This window comes from Desulfarculaceae bacterium (assembly GCA_020444545.1).
Classification (GTDB): domain Bacteria; phylum Desulfobacterota; class Desulfarculia; order Desulfarculales; family Desulfarculaceae; genus Desulfoferula.
The window spans coordinates 33,402-48,933 of record JAHLKT010000008.1 but is presented as its reverse complement, the minus strand read 5'-3'; the positions used below and the strand labels follow the sequence as shown (position 1 = coordinate 48,933).

The following is a 15,532-nucleotide window of genomic DNA, read 5'->3' as shown; positions in this document are numbered from 1 at the left end:
GGACCGCGTGGGCCCGGAGCCGACTATTTGGTGGTGCCCTCGGCGGGCTTGGTCTGGGTGGCGCTGGCCGGGGGCTTGGGCGCGGGCGCCTTTTCGGGGGCAATGCCCTCGCAGGCCGCACCGCCGCCGCAGCCCACCAGGCCCACGCCGCTCACCAGCCCGGTGATGCACAAGCCGGCCAGGATCTTTTTCAACTGCTTGCCTTGCATGGCCATCTCTCCTCTCGCCTGGTTGGGGGCCGGGGCAGGCCCGCCGGGCGGGTGCATTATCTCGCCCGGATCGCCCTATATTTTGGATAAGAGCAGGCGGCAAGGCAAGGACCTTGGGCAAAAAACCGCCCCAGCCTCGCGGCCGGAGGCGGTTGCGGTCTTGTTTGGGGGGCGCGAACCGCGCCCCGTGGGGCTAGCTTCAGCCGCTTTTGGGCAGCTTGGGCGGGGCCGGTTTTTCCTGGCCGCTGGGAGCGGCGGGCATCTTGCCCTGCTCCTTGGCCTTTTCCATGGCCTCCTTGGCCTCCTGGGCCTTTTGCTCGGCCTGGGTCTGAACCTGCTTGGCCTGGTCAGCGCCTCCGGCGCTGGGTTTGCCGGCTCAGCCGCTGCCCGCCATCACCGGCCCGGCGCTGAGCCCCGAACCGGCCACCAGGCCGGTCAGGCACAATCCGGCCAGTATTTTCTTTACCTTACGCTCATCCAAGGCTCGCCTCCTGGTTGGGGTGTCGGGCCACGCGGGCAGGCGGGTCAATCGGCAACAATGATGCACAACCACAAAAGCTATTCGTAATTACTATTGTGCATGGCCGGGAGAGGCGAAACAAGACCAACTGGGTATGGATGGGAAAACGTCACATCCACGCGCACCGCCGGCGCATGGGCGGACGACCCCGGCGGTCCGGTGGGGGCGGAAACCGGCCGGGCGGTTCTGGCTTGGATGCTCAGTGGGGGACCCGTGGAGGCTTATGGAGAGGGGGCAGAAGTTCGCTGATTGGATGTGCTGATGCTACCGACCACAAGCCATGACCTAAAACAATTATGAACGCTATTCATTCAAAGAGTCAAGCTTGTCGGCGGAGTGCGAAAAATGTACCCTGGAACCGGCGGTTATGATTGAAAGGACGAGGCCCGCCCCGAGGGTCTCGTTGCTGGAACCCCGGAGGGCCGGACACGGCCGCCCGGGATGGGAGGGCCCCCAGCGGGATGCACGTCAACTACATAGTCCTGGCTTCGGCCGGGCCGCTGATGTTGGCCACGGCGGCCCTGCTCTTTTGCTTGTTCCAGCTATGGCTTTATTTCTGGCGCCTGGCCCAGGAGTGGAACCTGTGGGCTGCGGCGGTCTCCCTGGGCATCGCGGTCTATGCCGGGGCGGTGGTCTTCGACTACAACCTGGGGGCCGGGCCGGGCACCGTGGTGGTGGAGAAGCTGGAGTACACCTGCCTGGTGTTCCTGGCCCACACCCTGTTCGGCTTCACGGTCAGCTACCTCTCCCTGCCCTACCGGCGCTATCACTGGTTCGCCGGGCCGCTCAACCTGGTGCTCATCGCCACCGTCTGGCTGACCCCCTGGATGGTCTCCAACCACTTCGTGGCCCACGATTTCTCCCTGCTTTCCGCCCCCTTCGTGGAGCCCGAGCCCGGGCCCCTGGGCCCCTACCTCCTGCTCTATCTGCTGCTCACGGTGGTGGCGCTCTATGTGCTCTGGTTCCGCCAGCGCCGCGAGCACCCCCGGGAGCACCGCTATTTCCTGGTGGCCTTCACGCTGTGGCTGGTGCTGGCCGTGCACGACTTCCTGATCACCCTGGGCGCGGTGCCCCCCACCCTCTATCTCATGGAGTTCGGCTTCCTGGGCTTCATCGTGGCGGGCATGGGCTTCACCATGCTGCGCTACCGCCGCATGAACCAGGCCATGGGCCAGTCCCAGAAGATGGAGGCCATCGGCACCCTGGCCGGGGGCGTGGCCCACGATTTCAACAACATCCTCCAGGTGCTCCTGGGCCAGGCCGAGGTGATGAAGGCCCATCCCCGCCTGCCCCCGGACCTGCGGCCCGGCCTGGACAACATGATCTCTTCCCTGGAGCGGGCCCGCGACCTGGTGCAGCGCCTGCTGACCGTGGGGCGCAAGCTCACCGCCCGGGTGGTGCCGGTGGATTTGAACCACGAGGTGCGCCTGGTGGTGGGCATCCTGGAGAGCACCTTGCCCCGCATGATCGCCATCGGCCTGGAGCTGGCCCCCAACCTCAGGCCCATCAAGGGCGACCCCGGCCAGCTGGAGCAGTTGCTACTCAACCTGGCCTCCAACGCCCGCGACGCCATGCCCGAGGGCGGCCGCCTCAGCCTGAGCACCGCCAACCTGCGCCTGGGGCCCAGCGGGCTGCCCGGCGGAGGCAAGCAAAACCTGCCCCAGGGCGACTACGTGGTGCTGGGCGTGGCCGACACCGGCACCGGCATGGACCCCGCCGCCCTGCAACGTTGCTACGATCCCTTCTTCACCACCAAGGAGGTGGGCAAGGGCACCGGCCTGGGGCTCTCCACGGTCTACGGCATCGTGGAGGCCCACGGCGGGATGATCCTGTGCGACAGCGCCCTGGGCGAGGGCACCCGCTTTTCCATCTACCTGCCCGCCGCCGACGTCCAGGTCTCCCGGCCCGCGGCCGCTCCGGTGCTGGCCGCGCCCGCGCCGGTGCAAAGGGGCGGGGTGCTGGTGGTGGACGACGAGGCGGGCATCCGTGACTCGGTGGCCGAGTTCCTGCGCCACATGGGCTACACGGTCCTGGAGGCGGGCAGCGGCGAGGAGGCCCTGGAGGTCTACGCCGCCCACCGCGGCGAAGTCGACGTGGTGGTTTTGGACCTGTCCATGCCCGGCATGGGCGGCAAGGCCTGCTTGCAGCGCCTGCGGGCCATGGACGGCGAAGTGAAGGTGCTGGTGGCCAGCGGCTACGCCGGCTCCGACGTGGCCGAGGAGCTGGACGGCCTGGGCGCGGCGGGATTTATCAGTAAGCCCTTCCGCCTGACCGAGCTGGAGAAGTCCCTGGAGGCCTTGAGCTAGCCTAGATCAGGCTTAGATCAGGTGCAGCTCCTTGGCCGCCTGGGCCAGCTCCTCGCGGTGGTCGGGGTGGGCCAGGCCGATAACCGCCGAGGCCCGCTGGTGGGTGGACTTGCCCTTCAAGTTCACCGACCCGTACTCGGTGACCAGCCAATGCACGTCCATGCGCGGGGTGGTCACCGCCGCCCCGAACTCCAAACGCGGCACCACCCGGCTCACCGTCCCGCCCTTGGCCGTGGAGCGGAAGGCCAAGATCGAGCGCCCGCCCTCGGAGTCGTAAGCTCCCCGCACGAAATCCAGCTGACCCCCGGTGCCGCTGATCTGGTGCCCGGCCAGGTATTCCGCGTTGCACTGGCCGGTGAGGTCCACCTGGATCAGGCTGTTGATGGAGACCATGCGCTTGTTGGAGGCGATCACCGCCGGGTCGTTGACGTAGTTCACCGGGTAGGAGGCCATGGCCGGGTTGTCGTTCATGAACTGGAGCATGTCGTCCCCGCCCTGGGCCACGGTGTATACGTGCAGGCCAGGGTGCAGGTTCTTCTTGCGGCCGGTGATGACCCCCTGCTGGATGAGCTTGACCATGGCCGGACCGAACACCTCGGTGTGCACCCCCAGGTCCTTGTGGCCGCCCAGATAGTCGGCCACCGCGCCGGGCAGGCTGCCCACCCCCAGCTGGAGGCAGGCCCCGTCGGGCACCAGCTCGGCCACCCGGCGGCCGATCTCGTGGTCCTCGGGCTTCAGGGGGGCCTCCAGATAGGGCAGCATGGGCCCGTGGTTCTCCACGATGTGGCTCACCTCGGATATGTGCACCAGCCCCTCGCCAAAGACCCGGGGCATGGACTTGTTCACCTCCACCATGAGCATCTTGGCCTTGCGCGCGGCGGTGCTGGTGTAGTCGTTGGCCGTGCCGAAGCTGAAAAAGCCGTTGGTGTCCATGGGCGATACGGTGGTCAGGCAGGCGTCCAGGGGCGGGCCGTCCAGGATAAGGCGCGGCACCTGATGGAAGTGGCAGGGGATGAAGTCCTCGCGGCCCTGGTCCACCAGCTCGCGCTCGCAGGCGCTCACGAACCAGGTGTGCACCGTGACCTTGTCGCAGAGCTCGGGCGAGAGCACCGTGGAGCAGGAGGTCTTGGTGGGCAGCAGGGAATAGACCGTGAGCCCGCTGAGCTCGTCGGCGGCCACGCGGTCGGCCACGGCCTGCAGCAGGGCCGGGGGCTCGGCCATGGTCAGGCCGGGGATGATGGTGGCGCCCTGGGGCAGGGCGGCGGCCGCCTCGTAGGGGGTCTTCAGCTTGCGTTCATACTCGTCGCAGTACATGGGGCCTCGCTGGCTGTGGGGTGCGGGTTGGTTCGATGGCTATTCTAGCACGGCCCAGGCGCGGTCTTTAAGCCACTCGCCGGACCCGGCCAATGCGGGGCGGGGCGGAGGCATGGTCTGTGCGGAGCCGGCCGGGCGGCGGCTGCTCCAGAGGGCGCGCGGAATTGTTTGAGGGGCGGTCCAGCGGCGGCTAGGGCAGGACCAAGGTCACGCCGAACTTGATGAACCAATCGGCCGCTCCTTCCGGTTTCACCAGGTTCCAATAGGGGCCCGCGTTCAGGTCCAGGCCGTAGCCGCCGCCCAGATCGAAGGTGCGGCCCACCACCATGCCCAGGGGCACGGTCCACCTGTCGCCGCTGTCCTCGGCCTTCCAGTCGGCGGTGATGGTTGCGGTGTAGCCGATGCTCGCCCCGGGCACGGATTCAATGTTGTAGAAGAGCATTGGCTGGATGGTGGTGGTGCTGAAGTCGCCATCATAGGACCAAAGGTGCCCCACGATGCCTGCCAAAACCACCTGCTCGCCCAAGCCCCCCACCAGCACCCCCACCGGCCCGGCTCCCCAGTCCGGCCCCTTGAGAATTTCGTCGCTGTGGGTGCCCCAGGAAAGCTGGGGGCCCAAGCCCCACTTCCACGCGGAGGTGGTTTTGGGCGCGAAAAAAAACTGGGTGACGATGTCCGACAGGCCCCAGGTTGTGCCGCCGCCGCCCGGGAGTCGATCGCCCAGCTGGGGCAGGTCGGCCAGGGGCGCGGCCCCCACCACCGGGATCACCGCACGAGGAATGAGGGTGAACCCTTTTTCCGGAAAGTCCATGGCGTGCACCGGTTGTATCTGAAACTGATAGCTGGTGCTGCCATCGCCGGTCTTGAACATGATGTCGTTCTCGGTCATGACCGCCGAGATATTGGCCAAGGGGTCTTGCAGCTTGCGGGCCATTTCAACGGCCTTGGCGCCATCCGATGCAAAGGCCCCAAAAGGGCAAAACACCAGGCCCGCGGCTACCGCCGCCAAACAAAGCCGGGCGAGGCCAATGAGGGGCATGACTTGGTCCTTCTGGTCTGGGGCGATTGCCCATAAGTTTCCCGCGGCAACCAGACCTGCACCAATAATAGGGGAGACAAAAGCAGGGAATCAACTTGGCTCGGCGGGATGGGTCCGAATCAACGGCGCTCCAGGGGCAGGCGCAGGGCAAAAGGCGTGCCCAACAGGCCCAGCAGCGCGGCGATGGCAAAGGCGGTCTGGAAGCCCAGCAGGTCCACCAGCCAGCCCACCAACACCAGCACCAGCGAGGAGGTGGCGAAGGCAATGCCCATGTACAGGCCGTTGGCCGCGCCCCGGCGGCCCGCGCTGTGGTCCTGCACCAGGGCCAGGATCACCGGGTTGGAGGCGAAGACGCACAGGCCCAAAACCGCCAGCACCGGCCAAAGCAGCCAGCCGCCGCTGTAGTTGAAGGCCAGCATGGCCAGGGGCGCGGCTATCATCACCGTCACCAGCACCGGACGCCGCCCCACCCGGTCCGAAAGCCAGCCGCCCAAAAAGGCCCCGGCGATGCCGGCCAGCTCCATCACCGCCAGGCCCGTGCCGCCCAGGGCCACGCTGTAGCCCCGCCCCACCAGGTACACCGGCAGATAGATCATCAGGCTCCACAGCACGAAGCTGCGGCAGGCCACGAGGCCGATCAGCGGGAGCATTAGGCCCTTGAGGGCGTGCCACACCTTGATAAGCGATTCGGGGTCGCGGCCGGTGGAGCCCACCGTGGAGGCGTTGCGGAACACCAGCCACAGATAAACCGAGCAGGCCAGGCCCACCACCATCACCGGCCACATGCCCCGGAAGCCCAGCCAGCTCACCGCGCCCACCGCGGCCAGGGGACCCAGGGTGCGGGCCAATTCGCCGCCCACCATGAAAAAGCTCATGCCCCGGCCCAGCTTTTCGCCCGAGGCCCGGGTGATGAACACCGGGCCGATGGTGTGGTAGCTGGCCGAGCCGATGCCCGAAAGCAACAGGAGCAAGCACACCGCCCCATAGGACGGGGCCGCGCCGATGAGGCTCATGCACACCGCCACCAGGCCCGGCGCGGCCACGAACAACAGGCGCAGGTTCACCCGGTCCACCAGCATCCCCAGCAGGGGGTTGAAGTAGAAGGCCAGCACCGCGAAGACGCTGAGCACCCCGGCCTCAAACATGCTCAGGGAAAACTCGGCGATTATCAGGGGCAGCAGCGGCGGCAAAAAGGCGGTGAAAATGTCGTGCACCATGTGGCCGGTGGAGGCGGCGATCACCTGGTTGGCCCGCCGGAAATCCTGGGCGGCTGGCTGCGGAGAGGTTGCGCTGCTAACGTCGGCCACTGGTCACCTCAAGGGCTGGATGGATTGATGATGCTGGGGATTATTGTCCCCCATGCCGCGCCGCCGCGCATCCCCCAGGCGGGGGACAGGGGTTTGCTCAGGCCGCCAGGCCGGAATCCAGGCCCAACGCGCCGCTCATCAGCCCGAAGAGCCCCTCGATATGCTCCGGCTTCTCGCCGGGCTCGGGCAGCATCAGGGCCAGGGCCCCGCTGGGGCGGTGGGTGCCGGATAGATGGCTTAGCCCGAAGACCCCGGCCCGGTCCAGGCCGCCGCGCAGGCTGTAGCCCGGCGCGGCCTCGGCCACCAGCTCGGGCGCGGCCTCGGCAAAGGGTCCGCTATACAGCTCGCTCCCGCGATGCACCCGCGCAATGGGCCGCTCCTGGCTTATCTCCGGGCCGCTGGGCCCCATCACCACCCGCGAGAAGCTGAGCGCTTTCAGCTTGGCCGCGATCTCGTGGCCCAAGGCCTCGGCCTCCGGGCCGGGGGCTACCGCGCCGCCGGGGAAGCGAGCGGTGTGCAAACAGATGCGCCCCGGGTCCAGGGCCAGGGCCTTGGTTCCGGGCAGGATGCGCTCGTGGGGCGGCTCGCCCTCGATGAACAAATAGCCTTCCTGTTTCAGCCACTGGTTGAGGTACACCTCGCTGACGATGGGGCCGAAGGAGTGGTCCGCCGCGATCATCAGGGCCGCGTCGCCGCGCTCGATCTCGCCGCCGAAGCGCGCCAGCACCTGGCCGATGAAGTCGTCCACCTGCTTGTAAATGCCCAGCGCCGCCTCGGCCAGGGGATGGGCGTCGTCCCACAGGGCGGGCCAGGCAAAGTGGTTCACCCGGTCGGTGTCGCTGACCACGCCGATGAACAGCTGATCATCGCCCGCCAGCATCTGCCCGAAAAACTCCAAACGCACCGCCAGGGCGCGGCTCACGTCGGCCAAGAGGGCGGCCGGATCCTCGCGCCCGGCCTCCAGCTCGGCCTCGGGGCGATAACCCAGGGCCTCCAGGCGGGGCAGCAGCTCGGGCGGGTGCACCCCCCGGCTCAGCTCGGGGCACACGAAGCCCGCGACCATGCTGCCATGGATCGGCGCGGCGGGATAGGTGAGGGGGACGTTGAGCACCGTGGAGGAAAGCCCGGCTTGCCCGGCCAAATCCCACAGGCGCGGGGCGCGCACCATGGTGCTGTCGGCCGGGACGATGCCGTAGGCCCCTTCGCGGGGCGCGGCAAAACCGAAGATGCCGTGGCCGCCGGGCCCCAGGCCGGAGAACATGCTGGTCCAGCACACCGGCGAGACCTCGGGCAGGGGCGAGCGGGTGGCCCAGGCCTTGGCCAAGAGTGAGCCCAGATGGGGCATGATCCCGCGCCCGGCCAGGGAAACGGCCAGATCCAGCCCCACCCCGTCCAGGCCGATAAAGATCAGCCTGGATATTACATGAAGGCTGGGTGGCATCAGATAACGAACCAAAATAAACGAGGCGATTAATAAAAAGGCTCTCACATAATCAAGGCATAGCCCGCACCCCGGACCGGCACAGCCAGCCGCCGGAAGACAAGGCGTCTGGCCAGCGAGGGCCGAAGGCGTAGCCTGAGCTACGTCGAGGCACGAGCGCAGCCAGCAACACCGTATGCCGGTGGCTGGCGCAGCCGGACGCGCGGCCTTTGTGGAATATCCAGGCTAGTCTTGCTCGGCCCACCGCGCCCCGGCCTCTTGCCAGATGGCGTAGCCGCTGCTGGTGCCCAGACGGGCCGCGCCCGCCTCGATCAGCTCCAGGGCCCCGTCCAGGTCGCGGATGCCCCCGGCCGCCTTGACCGCCAGGCCGCCGCCGTGCTCGCAGAGCAGCTCCACGTCGGCCACCGTGGCCTCGCCGAAATAGCCGCTGCCGGTTTTCAAAAAGGCCGCCCCGCTGTGGGCCAGGGCCTGGGCCGCCGAGGCGCTCAGCTCCGGCCCCAGGCGGCTGGTCTCCAGGATCACCTTTAGCCGCGCCGGACGGATGGCCTCGGCCAGCTCGGCCGCCTCGTCCACCGCCCGGGCCATGCGGCCGCTGTGGGCCAGCCCCCGGTTGAACACCATGTCCAGCTCCGTGGCTCCCTCGCCGGCCAGCTCGATGGCCTCTTGCAGCTTGGTGCGCCCGCTGGGGGTGCCCAGGGGGAAGCCCACCACCGAGCACACCGCCACGCCGGAGCCCTCCAGCCCGGCCACGGCCAGGGGCACCATCCAGGGCGAAACGCAGGCCGCCACGCAGCCCATCTCGCGGCACTGGGCCAGATGCGCCTCCAGCTCGGCCTCGCCCGCCTCGGGGTCCAGGAGGGTGTGCTCGATCACCCCGGCCAGGGCCTCGGGCCCGGCCAGGGGGTCGGCCGCCTCGGGGCTCAGGGCGCCCACCAGCATCTCGGCCCGCTCCTTGTCCGCCTCCTCGACGTAGAACACGCCGAAGCCCTTTTGGCTCACGTAGAGCCCGTCGTAGGCGGTATCGGCAAAGGTGCGCAGCCGGTAGTCGATGCCCTCGGCAGTGAGCGCCTGCTCCCAGACGTCGGCTTGGAAGCGGTTGTCGACGGCCTTAAGTTTCACCATGGCCATGGGGATTCCTTTTTCAAAAGTGGGCGGCTTCGCCAGACAGCGGGATACTGCGTTGCGGGCGTCGCTCGTTTCCTCGACGTATTGGCATATACGCCTGCGGAACTCGCTCGCCCGCGCCTTGTCTGCCGCTGCCTGGCTGTGCCGGGGGCTAGGCGGTTCTTGTCCCGGCCTGCGCAGCGGGTTTGCGGGCTGTCCGGCTGGTGCTCGGCCTATTGCCCGATGCGCCAGGCCCAGGTTTCGGCCAGACCGGCGGCCAGGTCGTATTGCGGGCTCCAGCCCAGCTCGGCCTTGGCGCGGCCGCAATCCAGGGCGCTGTAGCGGATGTCCCCGGCGCGCACCGGCCCGAAGCCGTGCCCCAGCTCCTTGCCCGCCGCCCGCTTGGTCTCCTCCCACAGGGTCAGGGTGTCGGTGGCGATGCCGGTGCCGATGTTCACCACGCCCCCGCCGCGCTCCAGGGCCATCAGGTTGGCCCGCACGATATCGCCCACATAGGTGTAGTCGCGGAGCATGCCGCCGGGCAGGTCCTCGGGCCGGTAGATGGTGGGCTCTTTGCCGTTGACCAGGCAGTCCATGAAGATGGCCACCACCCCGGCCTCGGCGTGGGGCACCTGGCGGGGGCCGTAGACGTTGGCATAGCGCAGGACCACGGTGCCCAAGCCGTGCTGGGCCGCGTAGTAATCCAGGTACAGCTCGCCCGCCCGCTTGCTCACCGCGTAGGGGCTCATGGGCCGGGCGGGATAGCTCTCGTCCACCGGCTCGCCCTCCAGCTCGCCGTAGACCGCGCCCCCGCTGCTCACGAAGATGAAGCGCTCCAGGGATGCCTTGCGGCCCGCTTCCAAGAGATTCAAGAGGCCCAGCACGTTGCTTTTGGCGTCAAAGGCGGGGTCTTGCATGGAGGCGGGCACCGAGATCTGGGCGGCGTGATGGTCGATGACCGAGAAGCCGCCGTCAGCCACCAGCTCGGCCGCTTCCGGCGAGGCGATGTCGGCTTTCACGAACTCGGCCTCGGGCGGCAGGTTGGCCTCCTTGCCGCTGGAGAGGTCGTCCAACACCGTTACCTGGTGGCCCTGGGCGATGAACGCCGCCGCCACCTGGCTGCCGATGAACCCCGCCCCTCCGGTGACCAGTATCTTCATGCCTTTCCTCCCGAGCCTGGATGATCTCTGGGGCGATTCTACCACAGCCCTCCGCGAGGGAAAGGCGGCGCTCATTTTGCGAGACCCCTCCCTGGGCCACGGGCGCGGGGCCGCGATACAACCGCACCATGAGCGAGACGAACCGCGATATGAGCCTGGTGGGGCACGACGAGCGCCTGAGCCTGGAGCTGGGCGGGGCGCGGCTTTTCTATCGTCGCCTGTCCCTGGGGGCCCTGGCCGCCATCGAGCGCCAGCAGATGCGCCTGCTGCCCGGGGCCCAGGGCGCGGGGCCGCGAATATGGCTGCCCCCCGAAGCGCTGAACGCGGCCATTGCCGCCCACGTGCTGCTGGGCTGGGAGGGGGTGCGCGGCCTGCGCGGCGAGCCCGCGCCCTATTCCCCGGAGACCGCCCGCCGCCTGCCCGCCGGGGCCCGGAGCGCGCTCATTGAGCGGGCCTTTGCCATCGACACCAACGGAGAAGAGCCATGAGCCACGGCATTCAGATCATCGACCCCGAGGAGCGCTTCACCCTGCGCCTCGAAGAGGCCTGCTTCACCCTGCGCCGCATCGACAGCGCCGCGCTGCTGGCCCTGGAGCGGCGGGGCGAGTTGCCCAAGGCCGCGCTCAACGACGAGATCCTGGACTACATCCTCTTGGATTGGGAGGGCGTGACCAGCCCCCTGGGCGAGGCCGAGGTGCCCTGCACCCGCGAGAACAAGCTGCGCCTGCCCGGCGCGGTGAAGCTGAGGCTCCTGGGCGCGGCCCAGGGCCTGAGGGCCGAAAGCGAAACCGTGCACTAAAGCTTCGCGGCGCCGGCCGGGGCGGGCGCAACCCCGCACCCCCCGCGCCCCGGCCCTCGGCCGGCGCCGCCTCTACTTGCCGGTCAGGGTCTCGATGAGCGAGGTGACCAGCTGGTTGGCCGGGGCCGGGATGCCGTGCTTGGCGGCCAGCTCCACGATGGCCCCGTTGAGCAAGCCGATCTCCGTGGGGCGGCCCCGTTCCACGTCGGTGCGCAGGGAGGGGATGTTGGCGCTGTTGAGCATGGCGTTGAACTTGGCCACGGTGAGCTCCAGCTGAATCCCCTCGGCCGAGGCCACGGCCTTGACCTCGGCCAGGATTGCCTCCTTGGCCGGGTCCAGGGAGGCCCGGGTCAGCTCCTTGCTGGTCAGGTTCAACAGCCCCGCCAGGGGATTGGCCAGGCAGTTGACGGCCAGCTTGCCCCATTCCGCCTGGCGGTAATCATCCACCAGCTCGAAGCGGGGCGTCCCGTCGGGCAGCAGCTCCCTGAGCGCCTCGCCGGCCGCGCCCGGGACCATCACCACGCGCCCCGGCCCGAAGAATCTCACCGTGCCGGGGCCGGAGCTGTGCGCCCCGAAAAAGGCCACCCCCGCCTCCACCGGCCGCCCCAAAAGGCGCTCGGCCTGCTCGCGCACCCCCAGGCCGTTTTGCACATTGAAGATGCCCGCCTCATCGCCCAGGCGGGGGCGCAGCTTCTCGGCCACCTTGGCCATGTCCGTGGCCTTGCCGGTGAGCAGCACCAGATCCGTGGGCCCCAAGGGCGGCAGATCCTCCCAGGCGCGGGTGGCTATGGGCAGTTGCTCCACCCCCTGGCCCACGGTCTCGAAAGTCAGGCTTTCCTCGCCCACCTTTTGCCAGTGGGGGCTGGCGCCCACCAAGTAAGCTTGGGCCTTGCCGGTCTTGTGCACCAGGGCGGCCAGCACCGAGCCCATGGCCCCGGCTCCCACCACCCACACCGTCTGTATCTGATTCATGTCCGCTCCCAAGTTGGCGATTGTTTCCCGCGCGGGTCGCTTTCAATTATGCCCCAAAATCGCCGGGCGTCACCCGGCCCGGCGGCCCCTTGCCCCGCGCGCCCCGCGGCGATATCTTGGGGGCGGGAGGTCGCCCATGCCGCAGATCGGCAAAATGCTGTTCATCGTGGGCCTGGTCATCGCCGGGCTGGGCGCGGTGCTCTGGCTGGGGCGGGGTTGGGGCCTGTTCTCCTGGCTGGGCAAGCTGCCGGGAGACTTCTCCTACAAGGGCAAGAACTTCTCCTTCTACTTCCCCCTGGGCACCAGCATAGCCCTCAGCCTGCTGCTGACCCTTCTCTTCTGGATTTTCCGCAAATAATTTAGGAGGCGCTAGGAACCGGCTTTGGCCAGGAAGCGGTCCAGCTCGGCGCGGCGCACCGCCACCCGGCCGGCGTAGAGGCGGGAGCCGTTGTAGCGTAGCATCACCTTGTCCATGTCCACGTAGGCCGGATGCCGCTTGCCCGCGCGCACCACCGCGTCCTGCATCAGCTCGCGCAGATGGAAGGCGGCCAGCTCGGTGGCGATGGTCAGGTGGTGCTGGAGGTTGATGCGCTGGGGCGGCGGCGCGAAACCGGCGGCGCGCATGGAGCGGATGATGCGCGGCAGGGTGGGCCGCCAAATCTGGAAGGGGCTGGCCGAGCGGTTGTCGTCGCCCAGCACGTTGGCGTAGAAGGTCTCCTGGTGGGCGATGGTGAGCAGGTAGCTTACCGGCACCCCGAACTTCTTGGCCGCGGCGTACATGTCAAAGGCCAGGTCGCGGGCGTAGCCCTCCAGGTCGGCCTGGGCCCGGCGGCCCATCAGGGCCAGGAAGGCGCGGCAGCGGTCGGCGATGTAGGGGCTCAGGCGGGCCAGGAACTCCTCGGCGCCCATGCTCTCCAGGGAGCGGATGGGGCGCACCCGGCCGTAGTAGCGCGAGGGCAAAGGCTCGCTTTTCACCAGCTCGGTCGCCGCGCGGCGGCTGGCCGCCACGGTGGTCAGGGCCTCGCCCCGGCCGTAGCCCAGGCGGCGGTAATCCTGGTAGAGCCGGTCGGAGAAATGATCCAGGGCCGAGGGCGCGGCGGGCGAGGCGGCCACCAGCTCGCCGAACCCGGCGGGCAGCCCCCCGCGCCGCATATCCGCGAAGATGCCGGGGTGGCGCTCCTTGAGGGCCTTGGCCTGCTCGGCCAGCTCCTCCAGACGGGCGCTGTCCACCACGGCCAGGCCGGGGCGGTCGCGCCGGGCGCTGTAGTACAGGGAGTAGGGGCTCATGCCCGCCTGGTCCGCCAGCCCGGTGAAGGCCTTGTCGTCCAACAGGGCCAGGGGCATGAGCTTGCTGGTCAGGGGCACCAGGTTCAGCTCCAGGCGGGCCTCCGGGGCCGGGGCCAGGGCGCTGGCCGAGAGCCGGGGGGTGCTCACCCGGAGGATGTGGTCGCGTAGGGTGGCGGTGGCCGGCAGGCCGGGCAGGGCCAGCACCAGGCCGCAGCCCAGGGCCAGGATCAAGGCCAACTGGCCCAGGGTGTGGCGGCTGGCCTTCGCCAGACGGCGGCTGGCCTTGCCCACCCGCGCCAGGAAGCTCTCCACCTGCTCGGGATCCAGAACCACCACCCGCGCCACCGGCTGCTCGCTCCGGGGCGGGGCCAGGGTGGCCATGAGCGCCACGGTGCTGAGCTGCCCGCTGAGCCGCTCCACCTGCTCCCGCAGGCTCTGGGCCTCGGCTTGCAGGACAGCGAGCTCGGCCCGGCCCTCCCGGCGGGCGGCCTCCTCGCCGGCCTTTAGCCGGGCGGTCAGCTCTTGCAGCCGCCGGGCCTCGGCCCGGGCCCGCCGCAGTTGGTCGCCCCAGTCGGCGGCCTTGCGCCGCAGGGCCCGCACTTCTTCTCGGTGCCGATCTTCGGCCTCGGCCCGTTGGGCGGCGGCTTCTTGCTCCTTTTGGCGGGCGGCCTCGCTCTCGGCCCGCGCGCGGGCCAGCTCGGCCTCGGCCGCGCGCCGCTCCTGTTGGCGGGCAGCCTCGTGACCGGCCTTGATCTCCGCCACCAAGGCGTGCAGGCGGCGCGACTCCAGGCGCGCCTGGCGCAGCTGCCCGGCCCACAGCCCGGCCCGTTCGCGCAGGCGCTCCCGTTCTTTTTCCCGGGCCTCACGCACTGCCGCGCGTTGGGCTTCGGCCAGGTTGTCTGCCTGTTGGCTCAGCTCGGCCAGCCCGGCCAGATCCACCGGCGGGGCCTGGGAGGCCGGGGGCTTGCCGTCCTCCTCATCGGGCAGGGGCGCTGGCTCCTCGTCGCCCTTTTGCAGGCGCAGGGCCTGGGCCTGTTCCTGCTCGGCGGCCTGGCGCAGGGCGCGGGCCTTGACGGCCAGATTTTCCAGTTCCGGGGCCAGCTCCGCCGGGCGTAGCGGCCAGAGCAATTCGCCCAGTCCCTGGGCGGCGAGCTCCAGGCTCTCGGCCCCGCGTCCGCGCTCCCGGGCCAGGGACAGGGCCTGTCCGGCGGCTTCGCTGCGCCGGGCGGCGTGCTCGCTCCAGCGCTCCCGCGAGGCGGCCCAGGCCTTGCTCACCTTGAGCAGACGCTGGTGATGGCGCTCCAGGGCCTGGTCGTTTTCGCGGCAGCGGCGGTTCAGCTCGCGGGCCGCGCCCACGGCCCCGGCCAGCCCGGCGCGCAGGGCCTCCAGCTCGGTGGCCTCGCTTTCGCCCGGGGCCAACATGAGGGCCGCTTCTTCCAACTCGGCCAAACGCTCGCGGCGCTGGGCCAGGTCGCGGTTGAGCTCGGCGGCCTGGCGGTGCAGCTTGGCGGCGCGATCCTCCAGGCGGGGGCGGGCGGCGCGGATGCGCCGGGCCAGCCCGGACAGGCGGGCGCAGCGTCCCTGGGCCCGGCGGGCCTCGCGGTGGGCCTGCCAGGCCAGGTCCAGGGCCTCGTGGGCCGGAGGGGCGGGAAGGGTCAGCCCGGCGGCCAGGTGGCTGCGGGCCTGCTTGATTATCTGGGGATATAGCTCGGAGGCCTGGTCCAGAAGCTCCAGATGGCGGCGGGCTTCGCCCAGGCGCTCCAGAAGTCTTTGCAGGGCCCCGGCGGCGCCCTGGCGGGCCCGCCGCAGGGCGGGGGCGGTCTTGCCCGCGGCGCCGGCCATGGCGTCGGCCTCGGCCAGGGCCTCGCGGGCCTTCTTCACCTGGGTGGCCAGCTCCAGACGGCCTTGGTCCACCTGGGCCCGCAGGGCGGCGAGCTCCCCGGCCGCCAGCTCCAGGCCTTCTTGGCCTATCTGCTCCGGCGGGGCCCAGGGCTCCAGCAAGCCGCACAAACGCGCGGCCAGGGTTTGCAGCTCAACCATGGCGGTCTCGGGAAGCGGACCCAAAACGACTCCC

Annotated in this window: 14 protein-coding genes; 4 read left to right on the top strand and 10 right to left on the bottom strand. The window is 69.5% G+C overall.

All coding sequences use genetic code 11. The features are described from left to right. Nucleotides 1-23 precede the first annotated feature (23 nt). Nucleotides 24-209 carry a selenobiotic family radical SAM modification target peptide gene (sbtA, locus tag KQH53_18975; protein MCB2228766.1) on the bottom strand — a complete coding sequence of 62 codons (186 nt, stop codon included), beginning with the start codon at nt 207-209 and terminating at the stop codon, nt 24-26. A gap of 376 nt (nt 210-585) precedes the next feature. Beyond that, entirely contained in the window at nt 586-690 is a 105-nt protein-coding gene (sbtA, locus tag KQH53_18970; protein MCB2228765.1) for a selenobiotic family radical SAM modification target peptide, read from the bottom strand. A 500-nt stretch (nt 691-1,190) separates the two neighbouring features. Between sbtA (KQH53_18970) and KQH53_18965 the strand changes: the two genes are divergently transcribed. After that, on the top strand, nt 1,191-3,035 hold the full coding sequence (locus tag KQH53_18965; GenBank protein ID MCB2228764.1) for a response regulator: 1,845 nt from the start codon (nt 1,191-1,193) through the stop codon (nt 3,033-3,035). Between the two features lie 12 nt (nt 3,036-3,047). On the opposite strand, the gene KQH53_18960 is transcribed toward KQH53_18965, so the two are convergent. The 6 genes from KQH53_18960 to KQH53_18935 form a co-directional block, all read right to left on the bottom strand. Beyond that, nucleotides 3,048-4,349 carry a 4-hydroxybutyrate--acetyl-CoA CoA transferase gene (locus KQH53_18960; protein MCB2228763.1) on the bottom strand — a complete coding sequence of 434 codons (1,302 nt, stop codon included), beginning with the start codon at nt 4,347-4,349 and terminating at the stop codon, nt 3,048-3,050. A gap of 190 nt (nt 4,350-4,539) precedes the next feature. Continuing rightward, nucleotides 4,540-5,283, bottom strand: coding sequence for a hypothetical protein (locus KQH53_18955; protein ID MCB2228762.1), 744 nt, complete (start codon nt 5,281-5,283; stop codon nt 4,540-4,542). 224 nt (nt 5,284-5,507) lie between these two features. Then, a complete protein-coding gene (locus KQH53_18950; GenBank protein ID MCB2228761.1) occupies nt 5,508-6,695 on the bottom strand; it encodes an MFS transporter in 1,188 nt (395 codons plus the stop codon). Between the two features lie 97 nt (nt 6,696-6,792). Continuing rightward, entirely contained in the window at nt 6,793-8,136 is a 1,344-nt protein-coding gene (locus tag KQH53_18945) for an alkaline phosphatase family protein (GenBank protein ID MCB2228760.1), read from the bottom strand. A gap of 225 nt (nt 8,137-8,361) precedes the next feature. After that, on the bottom strand, nt 8,362-9,264 hold the full coding sequence (deoC, locus tag KQH53_18940; protein ID MCB2228759.1) for a deoxyribose-phosphate aldolase: 903 nt from the start codon (nt 9,262-9,264) through the stop codon (nt 8,362-8,364). 209 nt (nt 9,265-9,473) lie between these two features. After that, nucleotides 9,474-10,400, bottom strand: a complete 927-nt coding sequence (locus tag KQH53_18935) for an NAD-dependent epimerase/dehydratase family protein (protein ID MCB2228758.1) — start codon at nt 10,398-10,400, stop codon at nt 9,474-9,476. A 128-nt stretch (nt 10,401-10,528) separates the two neighbouring features. On the opposite strand from KQH53_18935, the gene KQH53_18930 reads away from it, so the two are divergent. Both KQH53_18930 and KQH53_18925 read left to right on the top strand, forming a co-directional pair. Next, entirely contained in the window at nt 10,529-10,888 is a 360-nt protein-coding gene (locus KQH53_18930) for a hypothetical protein (protein ID MCB2228757.1), read from the top strand. After that, nucleotides 10,885-11,199 (top strand): hypothetical protein, encoded by a 315-nt coding sequence (locus KQH53_18925; GenBank protein MCB2228756.1) that lies wholly within the window; start codon nt 10,885-10,887, stop codon nt 11,197-11,199. Before KQH53_18930 ends, KQH53_18925 begins: the two co-directional genes overlap by 4 nt. Nucleotides 11,200-11,271: 72 nt before the next feature. On the opposite strand, the gene KQH53_18920 is transcribed toward KQH53_18925, so the two are convergent. Next, nucleotides 11,272-12,171: a 2-dehydropantoate 2-reductase gene (locus KQH53_18920; GenBank protein MCB2228755.1), complete on the bottom strand. Its 900-nt coding sequence runs from the start codon at nt 12,169-12,171 to the stop codon at nt 11,272-11,274. Between the two features lie 136 nt (nt 12,172-12,307). On the opposite strand from KQH53_18920, the gene KQH53_18915 reads away from it, so the two are divergent. Next, the gene (locus KQH53_18915; protein ID MCB2228754.1) at nt 12,308-12,529 is read left to right on the top strand and encodes a DUF2905 domain-containing protein; all 222 of its coding nucleotides are present in this window, start codon (nt 12,308-12,310) and stop codon (nt 12,527-12,529) included. A gap of 11 nt (nt 12,530-12,540) precedes the next feature. Here KQH53_18915 and KQH53_18910 read toward each other — a convergent pair whose 3' ends face one another. Further along, nucleotides 12,541-15,498 carry a hypothetical protein gene (locus KQH53_18910; protein ID MCB2228753.1) on the bottom strand — a complete coding sequence of 986 codons (2,958 nt, stop codon included), beginning with the start codon at nt 15,496-15,498 and terminating at the stop codon, nt 12,541-12,543. Between the last annotated feature and the right edge of the window lie 34 nt (nt 15,499-15,532).